Origin of the sequence: Paenibacillus darwinianus (assembly GCF_000598065.1) — a bacterium.
Taxonomy (GTDB): Bacteria; Bacillota; Bacilli; order Paenibacillales; family Paenibacillaceae; genus Paenibacillus_I; species Paenibacillus_I darwinianus.
Map to the genome: position 1 here is coordinate 38,782 of NZ_KK082127.1, position 15,423 is coordinate 54,204.

General features: G+C 59.0%; 17 protein-coding genes. 3 read left to right on the top strand and 14 right to left on the bottom strand.

Features of this window, described 5'->3' with window-relative positions; genetic code table 11:
• Positions 1-415 (bottom strand): trimeric intracellular cation channel family protein (locus tag BG52_RS15070; protein ID WP_190287435.1); only part of this gene is annotated, 415 nt, incomplete at its 3' end.
• Between the two features lie 233 nt (positions 416-648).
• On the opposite strand from BG52_RS15070, the gene BG52_RS01395 reads away from it, so the two are divergent.
• The 3 genes from BG52_RS01395 to BG52_RS01405 all read left to right on the top strand — a co-directional run bounded on the left by BG52_RS01395 (position 649) and on the right by BG52_RS01405 (position 3,348).
• On the top strand, positions 649-1,296 hold the full coding sequence (locus tag BG52_RS01395; RefSeq protein WP_036579571.1) for a thiamine diphosphokinase: 648 nt from the start codon (positions 649-651) through the stop codon (positions 1,294-1,296).
• A 71-nt stretch (positions 1,297-1,367) separates the two neighbouring features.
• The gene (locus BG52_RS01400) at positions 1,368-1,850 is read left to right on the top strand and encodes a PH domain-containing protein (protein WP_036579573.1); all 483 of its coding nucleotides are present in this window, start codon (positions 1,368-1,370) and stop codon (positions 1,848-1,850) included.
• A gap of 61 nt (positions 1,851-1,911) precedes the next feature.
• A complete protein-coding gene (locus tag BG52_RS01405; protein WP_449578255.1) occupies positions 1,912-3,348 on the top strand; it encodes a PH domain-containing protein in 1,437 nt (478 codons plus the stop codon).
• Positions 3,349-3,557: 209 nt separating this feature from the next.
• Here BG52_RS01405 and BG52_RS01410 read toward each other — a convergent pair whose 3' ends face one another.
• The 13 genes from BG52_RS01410 to BG52_RS15075 all read right to left on the bottom strand — a co-directional run.
• A complete protein-coding gene (locus BG52_RS01410) occupies positions 3,558-4,226 on the bottom strand; it encodes a hypothetical protein (protein ID WP_036666704.1) in 669 nt (222 codons plus the stop codon).
• 43 nt (positions 4,227-4,269) lie between these two features.
• Entirely contained in the window at positions 4,270-4,953 is a 684-nt protein-coding gene (locus BG52_RS01415) for a GNAT family N-acetyltransferase (RefSeq protein ID WP_036579577.1), read from the bottom strand.
• 147 nt (positions 4,954-5,100) lie between these two features.
• Positions 5,101-6,465, bottom strand: coding sequence for a HAMP domain-containing sensor histidine kinase (locus BG52_RS01420; protein WP_036579579.1), 1,365 nt, complete (start codon positions 6,463-6,465; stop codon positions 5,101-5,103).
• Positions 6,462-7,160 carry a response regulator transcription factor gene (locus BG52_RS01425; protein WP_036579581.1) on the bottom strand — a complete coding sequence of 233 codons (699 nt, stop codon included), beginning with the start codon at positions 7,158-7,160 and terminating at the stop codon, positions 6,462-6,464. Before BG52_RS01425 ends, BG52_RS01420 begins: the two co-directional genes overlap by 4 nt.
• A 134-nt stretch (positions 7,161-7,294) precedes the next feature.
• Positions 7,295-7,954 (bottom strand): chromate transporter, encoded by a 660-nt coding sequence (locus BG52_RS16845; RefSeq protein WP_223298887.1) that lies wholly within the window; start codon positions 7,952-7,954, stop codon positions 7,295-7,297.
• Positions 7,914-8,483, bottom strand: a complete 570-nt coding sequence (locus tag BG52_RS16850) for a chromate transporter (protein WP_449578256.1) — start codon at positions 8,481-8,483, stop codon at positions 7,914-7,916. Before BG52_RS16850 ends, BG52_RS16845 begins: the two co-directional genes overlap by 41 nt.
• A 30-nt stretch (positions 8,484-8,513) precedes the next feature.
• The gene (locus BG52_RS01435) at positions 8,514-10,070 is read right to left on the bottom strand and encodes an ABC-F family ATP-binding cassette domain-containing protein (protein WP_036579587.1); all 1,557 of its coding nucleotides are present in this window, start codon (positions 10,068-10,070) and stop codon (positions 8,514-8,516) included.
• Between the two features lie 87 nt (positions 10,071-10,157).
• Complete coding sequence (locus BG52_RS14710) at positions 10,158-11,873, bottom strand: serine/threonine-protein kinase (protein WP_051587559.1); 1,716 nt, start codon at positions 11,871-11,873, stop codon at positions 10,158-10,160.
• A gap of 128 nt (positions 11,874-12,001) precedes the next feature.
• A complete protein-coding gene (locus BG52_RS01445; RefSeq protein ID WP_036579589.1) occupies positions 12,002-13,021 on the bottom strand; it encodes an SAM-dependent methyltransferase in 1,020 nt (339 codons plus the stop codon).
• Positions 13,018-13,800, bottom strand: coding sequence for an ABC transporter ATP-binding protein (locus BG52_RS01450; RefSeq protein WP_036579592.1), 783 nt, complete (start codon positions 13,798-13,800; stop codon positions 13,018-13,020). Before BG52_RS01450 ends, BG52_RS01445 begins: the two co-directional genes overlap by 4 nt.
• A gap of 38 nt (positions 13,801-13,838) precedes the next feature.
• A complete protein-coding gene (locus tag BG52_RS01455) occupies positions 13,839-14,171 on the bottom strand; it encodes a cyclic-phosphate processing receiver domain-containing protein (RefSeq protein WP_036579596.1) in 333 nt (110 codons plus the stop codon).
• Positions 14,168-15,013 (bottom strand): deoxyribonuclease IV, encoded by an 846-nt coding sequence (locus BG52_RS01460; RefSeq protein WP_036579598.1) that lies wholly within the window; start codon positions 15,011-15,013, stop codon positions 14,168-14,170. The genes BG52_RS01455 and BG52_RS01460 overlap by 4 nt, the downstream gene beginning before the upstream one ends.
• A 4-nt stretch (positions 15,014-15,017) precedes the next feature.
• A partial coding sequence (locus BG52_RS15075; protein WP_036579600.1) for a zinc finger domain-containing protein occupies positions 15,018-15,423 on the bottom strand: 406 nt, incomplete at its 5' end.

Genomic DNA, 15,423 nt, shown 5'->3' on the forward strand with positions numbered 1-15,423 from the left:
CCAGCAAGTCGCGAATGATTCCGCCTCCGATCCCCGTCATGACCGCCGCAACCATGACGGCCGCAAGCGTATGTCCGTTCTGCGTCGCATACAGCGCCCCCTGGATCGCAAAGGCTGAAAGCCCGATCGCGTCGAAAAACGCCTCGCTTCGCCGCCAATGGCGAATCCAGCTGACCGGCAAAATGAAGGCGACCGCCATCGCGATAATCGCCGTTTTAAGCAGCAGTCCTTGGCTCCACAACGTGGGAACCGGTACGCCGATCAGCAGGTTGCGGATCACGCCGCCGCCGAACGCCGTTACCAAGCCGAGCACGAACACGCCCAAAATATCATACTCCTCTTCCATGGCCACTACGGCACCGCTTACCGCAAACGCGATCGTACCGATGAGGCTGAAAATACCGAATATCTCCAAGTCCAACCCGTTAGCCCCCCGCTGTGGAATTCGCCGCCCGCCTTCCGGCGCCCGGTGAATCTTGTCCGAATCTGTCATTTCCCATTGTAACGAGGGGCCACCGGGCGCGCAACAACCATTTTCGGGGGAGCCGCCCGAATAACGGGATGGGCAAAACGAGACGGCGGCGTTATACTGAGGAACAGATTGGACCGAAACGCGCAAGCATGCGTAAATGAAAGGAAGTAGCCATTATGCATTCACCCGCTAGACGGGTTCTCATCTTCTCCGGCGGCCGGCTCGGCTTATGGGCGCTGGCCCATATCCGCCCCGAGGACCGTTTGATCGGCGCCGACAGCGGCAGCCTGTTTCTCGTTAAGCACGGTTTCAGACCCGATTTGGCGATCGGCGATTTCGACTCCGTCACCGCGCAGCAGCTAGAACGGATTAAAGCCGGCAGCCTCCGTACCGAAGCGTGTGATCCCGTCGACAAGGACTACACAGATACCGAGCTGGCCTTTCGGCGAGCGCTTGAGGAGAAGCCCGACGAAATCGTGATGATCGGTGCGCTCGGAACCCGGTTCGATCACTCGATCGCCAATATTCATTTGCTCGTCGAAGCGCTGCGCTGCGGCATTCCCGCGGTCATCGCGGACGAGCACAACGAAATCCGTCTGACCGACGCGCGATTAACGATACGGAGCGGAAGCTATGCCAACGTATCGCTGCTGCCGCTGACGCCCCGCGTCAACGGCATCACGCTGCGCGGATTCCGCTACCCGCTTACCGAAGCGACGCTGGACATGGGTCAATCGCTCGGCATCAGCAACGTGCTGGACGGCGAGGCCGGTGAGATTACAGTCCGGAACGGATGGCTGCTTGTGATCCAGAGCAGAGACTGATCGAAGCAGCGCATAATCGTTATGGTATAGTTAAAGAAATACAAATTCCCCATCATCCAGAGGTGAACCATTTGACGTATCAGCAGCCGCAGCAGTCGATCGACCGGAACGCGCTCAAAGCATGGCGCATCTCGGGCATGATTTCTGCAGCCGTCTACGCCGTCGTGCTGGGCATATTGCTATTTCTCACGTTGCGGTTTCAGTGGCCGGCATGGATATTCACGGCGGCCTCGCTCGCGGCCGTGACGGGCGTTTATGTCGAAACCGTGCTTTTTCCGAACCTGCGCTGGAAGCATTTTCGCTATGACATCCATGAGCATGAAATCGATTTGCAGTACGGCATATTCATTCGGCGCCGGGTGCTCATTCCGATGGTCAAGGTGCAGCATGTCGATACGAAGCAGGGCCCGCTGCTGCGCCGGTACGGCTTGGCGACCGTCACCTTCTCCACCGCTGCGGGCAGCCATGAAATTCCCGCGCTTAACGAAGCGAGAGCCGAGCAGGTACGCAACCGGATCGCGCTGTTGGCGAGAATTAGCGATGAAGAAATCTGACCGTGCGACCGGCCGTCGTCTGCACCCGGTTTCCGTTTTCTTTTTCATCGCCAAAAGCATCATGGACCTGCTGTACCCGCTGATCGCCTTAATCCTCTCCACCGTATTCAGAGGCGAAGCCAAGCCACTGTGGGTAGCTGGAGGCATCCTGCTGTTCCTCGCGGTTACCGTCTTCATCGGCTTGCTCACCTGGCTTCGGTTCACGTACACGATCGATGGCGGCGTGCTGCATGTGGAGCATGGCCTGTTCATTCGTAAAAAGCTGTCTGTTCCCCGCGACCGCATGCAATCGTTCGACACGGCGGCCGGCCTGCTGCACCAAGTGTTCGGGGTCGTCAAGCTGCAGATCGAGACGGCCGGCGGCACGAAACCTGAGGTTGTGTTGAACGCCATCAGCCGGCAGGAAGCCGATTATGTGCGCAAGGCGTTGTATCCGTCCCACGCCAAACATGCGGCGGATATGGAGAGTCCGGTCACAGAATCCGCTGTCCCGCTTCCGCATGGCGCCGCCTCCGCCCCGGCTGCGCAGAACGGCTTCGCGAACGAGACGCCGGACGGGCCGACCAAACGCATGCGGTTGTCCGATATTGTTTTATACAGCGCCACCTCAGGAAGGGTGGTCATCGCGATCGCGGTCATCGGCGCCGCTTATACGCAGCTGGATAATTGGCTCGAGGATACGGTCCTATGGAACAATGTGCTTTCCCGCTTCGCGCACGTTCGGCTGGGTTGGCTCATTGCCGCGGTATTTGTGTTTGCGTGGGTGCTGGGCGTCATCACCACAACGATTAAGGAATTCGGTTTTACCGTCTCGCTGTCGCAAGACAAGCTGGTGATCGAACGCGGCCTGCTTGAGCGCAGGCATGCCTCCATCAATCTGAAGCGGGTACAGGCGGTCTACATGAAAATCAACCCGGTGCGCAGCCTACTCGGCCTGGCCAGCATTCATCTGGTGACTGCGGTGTCGACGGACAAAGGGGGAACCCCTTCGCTGCTGATTCCGATCGTCAAACGCTCGGAAGCTGGACAAATACTGGAGATGCTCCTGCCGGGCTATCGGCTGTCGTCGGACCTGCACCGCCTGACCCGCCGNACCCGCCGTTCGCTCGGCGGCTACCTGACCATTCCGGTCACGCTTGCCGCCTTCGCGGCAATTCCCGGTTTGATTTGGAATCCGTACGGCTTCGGCTGGTTCTCGCTTGCGCTGCCTTTGGGAACGGGGCTCTGGTCCTATATGCGCTACAGACAAACCGCATGGAGCGCCGAAGGCGACCAGCTGACGATCCGTTACGGCAGCTTCAGCGCGCATCTCGCGCTCATCCCGAAAAAACGCGTGCAATGGTATGGAACTACCGTCTCTCCCTTGCAGATGCGGAGGGAACTGACCAGCTTCGCCGTGGCGGTGGCATCCGGTTCGGGCCAAGCCGATTTCCGAATCCGGTATATGACGGAACAATCGGGCCTGGAGCTGACCGAGTGGTTGCGGCGCAAGGACTGATTCGTTTGAATATAAGGCCATCGGGAAATTGAGTTTGAAGCACCTGGGGACATGAAGCCAAAGAATGATTCAGACGCTGTGCATGCAAAAAATTCCTCCATTAGCCTGCAGGCTAATGGAGGAATTTTTATCATTTTACTCCGGATGCGGGGAACGCCCATCGCGTCCCCAGTTCCCCAGAACGTGATCGCCGTCATGCGGTCAACCCGTCAGATCGGCAGCAGCGCTATGAAATCCCGTCCGCGCAGCTCGTCCATCATGGTCAACCATGCTGCCGGCTTATTCGGAAGAGCCGAATAATAGCGTTCCAAATAAGCGGTGATCAGCGGCGCCGGCAGCAAATCCAGCGACTCGTCCGTGGACAGGAAGCAGAGATCCACCACACGGAGAAGCTGGACAAGGTGGTCCCAAGACGGATGCACATAATCGATATCAAGCTTGCGGTAGCCCATATGGGACAATACTTCGCGGCGAACGATCGGATTCATCGGCGTCGCCCCGCCAAAGCCGTGAGCGGTTTCCGCCGGATCGTAAATTTCGGCGAACATCCCAAGCGGCTGCGTTCCGGTCTCGCGCGCCATGCGCTGAAGATCCTCCTCACGTTTCTTCATCAGAAATCGCCCGATGCTCAAGCCGGCCTTGCCGATGATGGTGAAATCCGTAACGGCCACCCGCATATCATCGAAATAACGGTATTCGGTCGCCCCTACCACTTCTCCGTCCAGCACCGCGGCGTAGACGTGAATACCTTCGTCAAGCAGCGGATCGGCCCAAAGCTCATAAGCCAGCACCTCCTCCGGAGGAAAAACCTCCTGCATAAGCCGGTGCATACCGGCAAAAACCGGCTCGTCAATCGAACGGATGCGTACATATTCCATCTTCATAATCGCTCCTCTCCTGCCTCTCTCCAGGCAATCTGTCCTAAGCCTCCGCCGGCTCGAACGCCTCGAAAAAAGGGTTGCGCCATTCCATTATGGCCGCGCAATGGCCGGATTCTTCATCCTCCAAGTAACCTTCCGCAATACCGACGGGCACCCGTCCGCAACGCAGAAGAAAGCCGATAACCGGATCGCGCCATTCGCCCTCCAGCACCTTCCGTACGTATTCCTCCGGAGTGGCCTCCTCCTTGTGCAAATGATAGCCAGGCATTCGTCCGCCTCCAAGCAGACGCCGCAGTCCCAGATGGACGACCGTCTCGTACATCGTCTGCATCAGCCATTTCCCTACGCCCGACTTGCGGAAGGCAGGGATAACGCTGATGTCCACCACATAAAGCGTATCGCCCCCCGGATTGTGGTTGCGGATATAACCGTTATCGGTTACGGCGGCCCAGTTGTGGTCGCCGTCAAGCGAGCTTCCGTCCACCAGCAGTCCGGTCATCGAACCGATCAGCCGGCCTTCCGCTACCGCGCAAATCGCCCCTTCGGGAAAACGCGCGACATGCTCCGCAAGCTGCTCCTCGTTCCACCACAAATCCTCGGGAAAAGGCGGTGGGAAGCTCTCCTGCTGAACGGCGATCATCTGCTCGAAATCGGAAAGCCCGTAGCCGCGAATCGTCATTGTTAAAGGCTTGCCGTCCTTAAATATGTACAACTCTTTGCGCACAGCGTCCCTCCTCGGGTGTCGACATTTCCTTCGATATCGCGGTTTTCAAAAATACATGCTCCACTCCACGGCGCGTCACGAAAAAGCGCTTTCCCCTCTCGTGCGTCTCTTCTGGATAAGAAACAGCTGAGACGGCCCTTCGCCGGTTCAGCAAGTTTTTTTCGGGAATTGCAGAGCAATCGTCGTTCCTTTCTCCGGCTTGCTGAACACGTCGATGTGGCCCTCGTGCAGGTCCACGATCCGCTTCGCGATCGACAAGCCGAGGCCGACGCCGCCGGTCGTTCGACTGCGCGCGCCGTCCACCCGAAAGAAGCGCTCGAACAAATTCGGAATTTCGTGCTCAGGTATGCCGATTCCGTTATCTTTCACCAAAATACGGACCATATTCCGCGTCTGGCTGATCACAATGTCGATCGGGTCCTTGCTGTACTTGATCGCGTTGTCGATCAGAATGACCATCAACTGGCGGATCTTGTCCTTGTCCGCGGTCATCCGGATGCCGTTGCCGTCGGAATCGGCGTGAACGCGAATCGTGCGGTGAAACGTCGTGTGCAGCATCGACGCTAGCTCGTCCGACAGCTGCATCACGTCGAAGGTTTCGAGCTTCAGCCAATCCTCCTGCTCGGCCTCGGCGAGCGTCAGCATCGATTTGATCAGCTTCTGCAGCCGTTCCGATTCCTTGGAGATCGCCTCGATCGCCTCATCCCGGACGGTCGAGTCGTTGCGTCCCCACCGCTTGAGCATATTGGCGTAGCTGCTGATCACCGTAAGCGGCGTCTTCAGCTCATGCGAAGCATCCGCGACGAACGCCTTCTGGCTGGCAAACGTACGGTCCAGCCGTTCTATCATCTGGTTGAACGCGCGTATGAGCTGCAGCAGCTCAGCGGATTCTTCCCTGCCCTTCAACTCGATTTTGCGCAGCTTGCCGCTCCGGTCGATTTCGCGCATCGTCTGCACCATCGTCTGGATCGGAGCGGTCAGCTTCGAGGTAAACCAATACGTCCCGAATATCGCGAAAAATACGGCGCCGAGACTCGTGACCGACAGCGCCGCCACAAGCACCTGCAAATACGTGTCCAGCAAGGTCAGCTTACGGGTAATCTCCAGCATGCCGATCACTTCCATGCCGCTGTACAGCGGCACCTTCATGTAGAGCACCCGAAGGCTACCGATTTTCGTCATTCCGGACGCATGCGTGCGGCTGAACGAGACCGGTCGTTTCAGCAGGTCCTGATCGGAGCCTTGCGCGTTGACGATCCGGCCCGCCACGTCGACGATCCGGATCGCCTCGTTCACGTTGTAGAACTCGCTGAGCAGCTTCGGATCGGCCATTCGGACCGACGAATCAATGTTAACGTTCTCCAGCAGCAGCGTCACCTTGTTGCGAAGCAGTTGCTCTTCGCTGTTGGTTGAAATTTTGATCACAAAAAAATAAACGAAAATATTGAACAGAATCAAAATGAAGATCAACCAAAATATCGTAAATAAAGTAAATCGTTTGCGAAGCGTCATGCGTCGGGCTCCTTAAGCATATAACCGACGCCGCGGATCGTGTGAATAAGTTTGTACCGGAAGCCGCGGTCAATTTTTTGGCGCAGGTAGCGGATATACACATCGACCAGATTCGTCTCGCCGATGAAATCATAGCCCCATACGTCAGATAAAATCTCCTCGCGCGTCTTCTCCCGATTTTTGTTCTCCGCCAAATACACCAGCAGGTCGAATTCGCGGGGCGTCAGCTCGATGACCAGCTCCTTGCGGAACACCTTGCGTGTGCGCAGCTCGATCGCCAGATCGGCGGCGCGAAGTATGTCCGAGCCTTCCGCCTCTTTGGACGTCTGCTGAAAAATACGCAGCAGGTTTCTGACCCTGGCGAGCAGTTCTTCCATCGCAAATGGCTTCGTAATATAATCGTTCGCCCCGGTTTCGAAGCCGCTTACCTTATCGGGTACCGTGTCTCGGGCCGTGAGCAGAACGACCGGAATCGGATTACCCGCGCTGCGCAGCCGGCGCAGCACCTCGATGCCGTTCAATTCGGGTAGCATCACATCCAGCAGCACCAGATCCCACTCGCCTGACTGGGCCATCTCGAGACCGATTCTGCCGTCCTCGGCCCGTCCCACCGTATAGCCCTCATGCTCCAGCTCAAGCTGAAGGATGCGCGCGATTCCTTCCTCGTCTTCGACGATCAGTAGTCTCTCGTTCATGATGGTTCCACTCCTTAAGACCTGTCAGCGGCCGGATGGTCGATACTCTGTAGCAGCCAATCGTTAATCCGTTATTGTGATTAACATCTACCCTGTATCGTACAAAAAGAGAGACCGTAAAAGCAAACCAGCTCTTAAGGCCACAGCAACCAACCCAAAAATGCCGACAGCGCCACCGCCAGCCAGGATGGCAGCTTCCAGAAATGAATGACGGCAAACACGCCCAGCGCAACAGCAAAATCAAGCCCGGTAGTCACCGTTCCGGTCCACACCGGATCATACAAGGCGGCAAGCAGCAATCCGACCACGCCGGCGTTCACACCGTTAAGCGCTCCCCTGACGCGGCGGTCGCCGCGCAGCCCGTTCCAGAACGGCATCGCGCTGGCCAGCAGCAGGAAGGACGGGATGAAAATCGCCGTCAAGGCGAGCACGGCCAGAAGCGCGCCCTGCCAGCCCGGTGCGGATACGCCGCCGATAAAAGCGGCGATTGAGAACAGCGGTCCGGGCATCGCCTGTACCGCACCGTACCCTGCCATGATCGTACCGGCCGAGATACCCGATATGCCCCGGTCTGCGAGTTCTCCCTCCAGCATCGGCAGGACAACGTGTCCGCCGCCGAACACGAGCGAGCCCGCGCGGTAATGGCTGTCGGCAAGCGCCAGCGCCGTAGAATCCGGGTACAGGCGGGAAGCTGCGGGAAGAAGAAATAGCAGCGCCAGGAAAACGGCGAACAAGGCCAGCGCAGTTCGCCGCTTAAGGAGCGGGCGCCCGCTCGCCGCCNGACGTTCCCTCACCGGCGGCGGGCTTCAGAAAAGCGAGTCCCGCAGCGGCGCATAGGACAAGCGGGATCAGCTGACCCGCCGGTCCAGGCACAAGCACCGCCCAGCAAGCGGCGGCGAGCGCCATCGTTGCCCGAGGACGGTCCGACGCAAGCGAACGGCCCATGCTCCAGACCGCTTGCGCGACGATCGCGACGGCTACCAGCTTCAAGCCGTGCAGCCATCCGGCGTCAGCGACCTCTCCCCCTGCCGTTCCGAGTCCAATCGCGAACAGCGCCATCAGCAATGCCGACGGCAGCGTGAAGCCGATCCAAGCTGCCACCGCGCCGGCGGTACCCGCCCGGCGCATGCCGATTGCCATCCCGAGCTGGCTGCTGGCAGGTCCGGGTAAAAATTGACATAAAGCCGTCAGATCGGCAAACGTCCGATCGTCGAGCCATTTTCTCCGAGTCACATACTCTTCCCGAAAATAGCCGATATGGGCCACCGGACCGCCGAAGGAGGTCAACCCCAGCTTCAGCGCCGCCACGAAGACGTCCCACACCCTGCCGGATTTAGCGCCGCTCAATCGCCATCACCTACCATTTTGCATTGACCAGGACTCGACGTCCCAGATTTTCGTCACCCAATCTTCGTAGAAATCCGGCTCGTGGGAGACGAGCAGGATCGTGCCTTTGTAATCTTGCAGCGCACGCTTCAGCTCCGCCTTTGCCACGACGTCCAGATGGTTCGTCGGCTCGTCAAACAGAATCCAGTTGCTCTCGCGCAGCATCAGCTTGCACAGCCGGACCTTCGCTTGCTCGCCGCCGCTGAGCTGGTTCAGGTTGCGCGTAATATGCTCGTTCTTGAGTCCGCATCTGGCAAGGGCGGCGCGCACTTCATGCTGGTTCATCGACGAGAACTCGTTCCATACGTCGTCCAGCGGGGTCATCGCCTGCGCCTTCACTTCCTGCTCGAAATATGCCGGATGCAAATAATCGCCGCGGTACGTATTACCGTCCAGCGGCTGGATTTTGCCGAGCACGGTCTTGAGGAGCGTGGATTTGCCGACGCCGTTCATGCCGACGATCGCGATTTTGTCATTGCGCTCGATCAACACGTCCATTGCCGGCAGAAGCGGCCGGTCGTAGCCGATAACCAGCCCTTTGGCCTCGAACACCGTCTTGCCGCTCGTGCGCGCTTCCTTGAACTGAAAAGTAGGCTTCTGCGCTTCCTCAGGACGGTCGATCCGCTCCAGACGGCCCAGTTGCTTCTCGCGGCTTTTGGCCCGGCCGGACGTCGAATAGCGCGCTTTGTTCCGCTGAATGAAATCCTCCTGCTTCTTAATGAATTCCTGCTGTTTCTCGTAGGCGTCGATATGCTGGTTTTTGTTCATATCCGCCATCTGAAGAAACTTCTCATAGTTCGCGGTATAGCGCGTCAACTTCGCAAACTCCAGATGATAAATGACGTCGACGACGTCGTTCATAAAGCCGGTGTCGTGGGAAATGAGCATAAAGGCGTACGGGTAGTTTTTCAAGTAGTTGGTCAGCCACGTAATATGCTCTTCATCGAGATAGTTCGTGGGCTCGTCAAGCAGTAAGACCGTCGGCTTCTCAAGCAGCAGCTTGGCCAGCAGCACCTTGGTCCGCTGTCCTCCGCTGAGCGAGGAGACGTCGCGCTCAAGTCCGATCGCATGGAGTCCGAGGCCGTTGGCCATCTCCTCCACCTTGACGTCGATCAGGTAGAAATCGCCGATCTCCAGCGCTTCCTGGATTTCGCCCATCCGCTCCAGCAGCTGCTCGAGCGTGTCGGGGTCTGCCTCCGCCATCTGAGCCGCGATATCGTTCATTTCCTGCTCCAGCTCGAGCAGCGGCAGGAAGGCGTCCTTCAGCACGTCGCGAATCGTATTGCCCGGCATCAGCTTCGTATGCTGGTCCAGGTAACCGTAGCGTACCTTCGGCGTCCACTCGACTTTGCCGTTATCCTTCAACTGCTTGCCCGTCAATATATTCATCATCGTCGACTTTCCCGCGCCATTCGCGCCGACCAGGCCCACATGCTCGCCTGCCAGCAATCGGAACGAAACGTTCTTGAACAACGTCCGATCTCCGAAATTATGCGATAGCTCTTCAACTGTTAATAAACTCATTTCTCCGGCTCCAATCCTTCTCATGTGTTCAGGCGGACTGCACCGCCGCACAACATTGTACCATAAGTAGCGGAAAAATTCGTCCGTTTATACGAAAATCCGCCGAAACACGGGCTCTAACGAACGCTCGAGCGATTTGCGCCACCCAGTATGATCCGTGGCCCAGCGCCCGCGCCACAGGCATGACCTCCAATCGCCGAAGGACAGCAGCGGAACAAGCGCTTCAGGCTTTAGCGGAAACATGCGCAGCCAATCGTTCCTGCCCTTGAAGGCCGTATCTTTATTGGCCGCCCATAAGGACGGCAATCCCGCTCCCTCCCTTTGAGCGTGAATGTTGTGCCAGCCGGCCATGCGGTCTTTCGTCCATTTGGAAGGCTCGGGATCGGCGGCCATGAGCAGCAGGTCACTGCGGATCAGCCAGGATGCGGCATCCGGGCGCATCCAACCGGCCGATAGATCGACGATGACGAATCCCCGCTCCGTTTTTTTTCCGCCCGCACTGCCCAGCTGTTGCTCCATGCAGCCAAGGACGGCGCTGGGCGTCAACCCGTTGTCTCTGCTGATCAGCTCGGCGTTCTCTTCCCTCCGCAAGCCGGGATGGAGCGCCTGAATAAGCAAACCGCCGTCCCGCCAGGCGGCAAATCGCGCATCGATCGGATTGGCGGAGACCGAGCCTTTACCGGCGGCGGCTTGCCGGACCAGCGGCCCGTACCCTCCCAGCAGAACGAACAGCTCCGGTACAAGCAGCGGGTGCTCCAGCAGCGCCGCCGCCGCTCCCGATCGCTCCAGCAGTTTGGCCAGCGTCACGGCTAGGAACGTTCCGCCCGCAGACGGTGTAAAAGAAGCGACCACAATTAGCTTTGGAACCGCTAAGGCTGAATTTCGCCCGGTAGATGAAGCCCCCGCGTGCGAGCGCCTGGTTGCGGTCGAGGTCGAGGTCGAGGCGTCCCCGGCTCCCTGCGCCGCAATGCCAAGCATCCGGGCGGCATCCTCGGCCGTGGCCGGCCTGCGGGCCGGATCGCGTTGCAGCATGGAGAAGAGAGCTTCGGCAAGCGCCGGCGGAAGCGCGACAGGCAAATCCGCGGCGGAGTTGTCCGCCGTCTCGGACGGAAACGCGCCGCCGCTTAATAAATGCCGCAACAGCGCGCCCAGCCCGTAAATGTCGCTTCGCGGACCGCTTTGGCCGCCCTCTCCCGCTTGCTCCGGAGCCGCAAACCCCGGCGTGCCGAGCAGTCGCGTATCGGAGCCCGTACCGGCTCTGACGAATCTCGCGATCCCGAAATCGATCAGCCGCACGAAGCCCGTGCGATCGATCATGACGTTTGACGGCTTTAAATCGCGGTGAACGACCGGCGGCGACTGTGCGTGCAAATAAGCGAGCGCATCGCATAATTGAACGCATATATCGATCGTTTCCGGGATCGGCAGACGTCGGCCGCGGCGCTCGAAATAATCCGACAAATTTTCCCCTTCCACGAAGTCCGTTACAAGCAGGTCAGGCCGATGGGGTCCGGCCGGAATGTAATCGATCAATTGAGGGAGCCGTGGGTGGTTCAGGCGCATCAGTATGCCCGCCTCGGCTTCGGCGGCATATCTGTCCTCCGGCCGCAGTCTCAGCAGCTTAAGCGCACGCGGCTTGCCTCCGAGCTTGCGGTCGGCCGCCCAATATACGCTGCCCATTCCCCCCTGTCCCAACCGCCGCCCCACCTCATACCGGCCATCGATCAGTTCCCCGGGCGAAAGACTGTAAAACCGGGGCACATGCATGTCCGCATCCGCAGCCATGTCCTTGTTCATGTTCATTAAGGACGACCATCCTTTCGTCGTGTGCGATCGGACTGCAAGCCGCCATCCGTTGCCCCGCAGAACGCAAAAAATCCCGGTTCGGTGCCATTGCACCGAACCGGGATGCTTTCCCGATCGCCGTCTTGCTAGGTTCGTTTCGTCAAGTATAACGTAATTTCATCCCGATTGTGAAACAATTGTTTCGCTTTGCGCAGCTCAAACGCACCTTCCAGCTTGTCTACAACGTCGCGGATCGTCTGGAGCGGCTTCCGGTGCATCAGCTTCACGGTGATGATCGCCGTCGCGCCCGGCTTAAGCGCTTGGCGAAGCTCCATGACCAGCTTGACCATCAGCATCGGACTCCAGCTCATATCGCATACGAGCAAGTCGAAGCTGCCGCGTCCGAAACGAACGTCCCCCGCATTCTTGTTGAGATAGGTCAGCTTCGGATAGCCCTTAAGCGACGGATGAAGCTCGGCCGGATCGACGGCTGTTACGGCCAATCCGCGTTCCAGCAGAAGCGACGTCCAGCCGCCCGGCGCGGCGCCGACATCGAGCGCTTCGCGAAAATCCGACAAGCGGAGGCCGAATGTCCGCTCCGCTTCCAGCAGCTTGAATTTGGCGCGGGAAATTTGTCCCTCCTCCCGCTGAAACCGCACCGCGCCGCCCGGCCAGTCGGACAGCAGCTCCTGCGGCGAGCCCCATCCGACCAGCAACTCTTCGGCCGCGGCATACACCGTCAGGATGACCTCCGGCTCCTGCATGGCGGGCTCGCCTCCAATCTCGGTCAGGACGGCGTCCAGCACCGCCTTCGTATCCGAGACGGAATACGGAAAACGAGTCGCTTCCGCGCGGCGGACATGAACAGCCGTCCTCTTCTCGTCGAAGGCGTAGCCCACGTAGCGGATCGTATCGGATAGGACGCTCAGATCATCCGCATTGCCTGCCACCGGGAGCGCGCGGTCCACCGGTTGGATATGGCGGAGAAAAATCGGCTCCTTTTCGGCAATCGCAGCCAGCATCTCATCGCGCTCCAGCGGGATATCCGCGGCAAACACCTCGCCGGCGGCGAGCTGCTGGAAGGACACCCCGGGAAACAGCCGCCTGAGTTCTTCCATCGCCAGATTCGCGAACCCGCGGTTGGACGTACAGACCCACCGCATCATGCTCCCGCTCCTACGGGTGCCACGCGAATCCACGGGCGCTCGTGAATCCAATCGACCTCGACGGGAAGCTCATAGGCTTCGCCCAGAATATCGCCCGTAAGCACCTCACGCTTGAGGCCCGCCGCCGCGATTTTCCCGTTATGCACAAGCGCCACATGGGTGAACAGCGGCACGATCTCCTCGATATGGTGCGTGACGTACAGAATCGTCATCCGTCTGCCTCCCAGCCGGTTCAGCTCCGCGAGCAGCTTTTCGCGCTCATACAAGTCGAGGCCGGCGCATGGCTCGTCCATGATCAGCAGCTCAGGCTCCGCCATAAGCGCCCGGACCAGCAGCACTTTTTTGCGCTCGCCCTGCGACAGGACGCCGAACGGCTGATCGGCCAAATGGCCGATGCCCATATCCGTCAGCATGGCGCGCGCCTTTGCGATGACTGCGGGATCGATCGCCTGATAGAAACGGAGAAACGCATATTCCCCGGTGGCGACGATCTCCCATACCGGATCGGCGAGCGTCAGCTTTTCCACCATAGATTGGCTAATGTAACCGATATTTCTGCGCACTTCGCGAACGTCGACACGTCCGTACCTATAACCGAGCACATCGACCGTGCCGGACGTCGGAAACTGGTAGCCGTTAATCATTTCGAGCAGCGTCGTTTTGCCCGAGCCGTTGCGTCCGAGGATAACCCAATGCTCGCCCTTGCGAATATGTAAATCGATCCCCTGTAAAATATCGCGGTCTTCCCGCCGCCAGGTAATGCCGTTTAATGCGATCAACGCAACCCCCCCAGACCTATGCGATAAATGAACGGTCATCAACCCCTCGCCAACTCCCTAAGCAGCCTATCCGGCATCGGACCGTTGAACAGCTGCACATCGGAAGGCGCATGCTCCGTAAGAAGCGCATACATTTGCTGCCTGCCCGCCGGGCTCGAGGTGTGAAAATAAATGCGGCGGGGAAACCGCTTCACCGCGACGATATGACGAACGACCTCGATTCCCTCCGGCTGGCCCCAGCCGAGATCAAAGTCCAGCGAAAGCACATCGATCTGTTCCGAATCGATTAGCAGCTTGCATTCCTCCGCCGTTGCCGCAGGGACGAAGCCGGGTGGACAAGGACGGTAATCGTCCAAATATACGTGAATTATTGGAATCCCTCCCTATCGGCCCATTCGGCCAGCAGCCGGATTTGCTCCGCGTGCGAAGCGTCCGCCGTTTCGGGCGTCTCCAGCACGAGCGGCACGGTGCGGATCTCGGGCACGGACAGCAGCCACCGGAAGCCGGCCTCGCCGATTTCTCCCCTTCCGATGGCGGCATGCCGGTCGCGCTTCCGGCCGCTGGCGTACACCGAATCGTTCGCGTGCACGGCGGTTAAGGCGTCGAAATAACCGAGCAATCTGGCTTTGGCGGCCCATTCTTCGCCGTTTGAGCCATTCCAGACGCCGCTCGCAAACAGGTGGCACGTATCCAGGCAAAATCCAATTTTGTCCGGATGCCGGCTCAATGAGCGGATGTTGACGAGTTCCTCAAACGAGGTGCCCATAAACGCATGATCACCCGCCTGATTTTCGATCAGCAGCTTCGCCGTCCCTTCCCTTTGCGACAGAACCAGGTCCAGGCACTGAATGATGTTCCTGTAGCCTTGCAGAACGTCATTGCCCTTATAAATGCCGAAATGAACGACAATGCCCAACGATCCGCAGCTGTCGGCGATATCAAGGTCGTTCAGCAGCGAAGCGGCGATCCTTTCTCTTTGCGGCGCATCGTCCGCCGCGAGATTGACAGGATAAGGCGAGTGCGCGATGGACACCAGGCCGTGCTCGCGGCAATAGTCGGCGCATCGCTGCGCATCCTGGCGGTCGAATGCTTTTACGCCGAGCGACCTCGGGTTTTTGGGAAAGTATTGATAAGCGCCGCCGCCGAGCGAGTGCGCATGCGCCGCCGCTTCCCGGAATCCCCTACGGATGCTGACGTGGCTGCCGATGCGCACAGCCTCACCCCTCCCCTTGGCAATTCGGGCAATAAAAAATTTTGCGCGACGACAGCTTTTCCTCGACGATCGGCGTGCCGCACCGCAAGCACGGCTCCCCGCCGCGGTCGTATACGAGGCAGTGCTCATTGTAGCTGCCCGTCAACGTGTCTCCTTCCACCAGCGGCATTTCCATATAACCGCCCAGCCGGGTCGCCCGCTTAAGCACCGTATGCATGGCATCGTACAGCCTTTGCCAGGATTCCGGCCCGATGGCCGGGATCGACACGGTGGGCCGCACGCCCGCCTGAAAGGCGATTTCGTCCGCATAACAGTTGCCGATGCCGGCTATAACGCCTTGATCGACGAACGCTGTCTTCAGCTTGCCGCGTTTCCCTGCGAACCGGGCGCGGAACGCTTCCGCCGTAAGC

Excerpts from the sequence above, each read along its gene's own strand:
- BG52_RS01395 (WP_036579571.1), top strand. The coding sequence starts at position 649 with ATGCATTCACCCGCTAGACGGGTTCTCATCTTCTCCGGCGGCCGGCTC.
- BG52_RS01410 (WP_036666704.1), bottom strand. The coding sequence starts at position 4,226 with ATGGAATATGTACGCATCCGTTCGATTGACGAGCCGGTTTTTGCCGGT.
- BG52_RS01420 (WP_036579579.1), bottom strand. The coding sequence starts at position 6,465 with ATGACGCTTCGCAAACGATTTACTTTATTTACGATATTTTGGTTGATC.
- BG52_RS01425 (WP_036579581.1), bottom strand. The coding sequence starts at position 7,160 with ATGAACGAGAGACTACTGATCGTCGAAGACGAGGAAGGAATCGCGCGC.
- BG52_RS01435 (WP_036579587.1), bottom strand. The coding sequence starts at position 10,070 with ATGAGTTTATTAACAGTTGAAGAGCTATCGCATAATTTCGGAGATCGG.
- BG52_RS14710 (WP_051587559.1), bottom strand. The coding sequence starts at position 11,873 with ATGAACATGAACAAGGACATGGCTGCGGATGCGGACATGCATGTGCCC.
- BG52_RS01445 (WP_036579589.1), bottom strand. The coding sequence starts at position 13,021 with ATGATGCGGTGGGTCTGTACGTCCAACCGCGGGTTCGCGAATCTGGCG.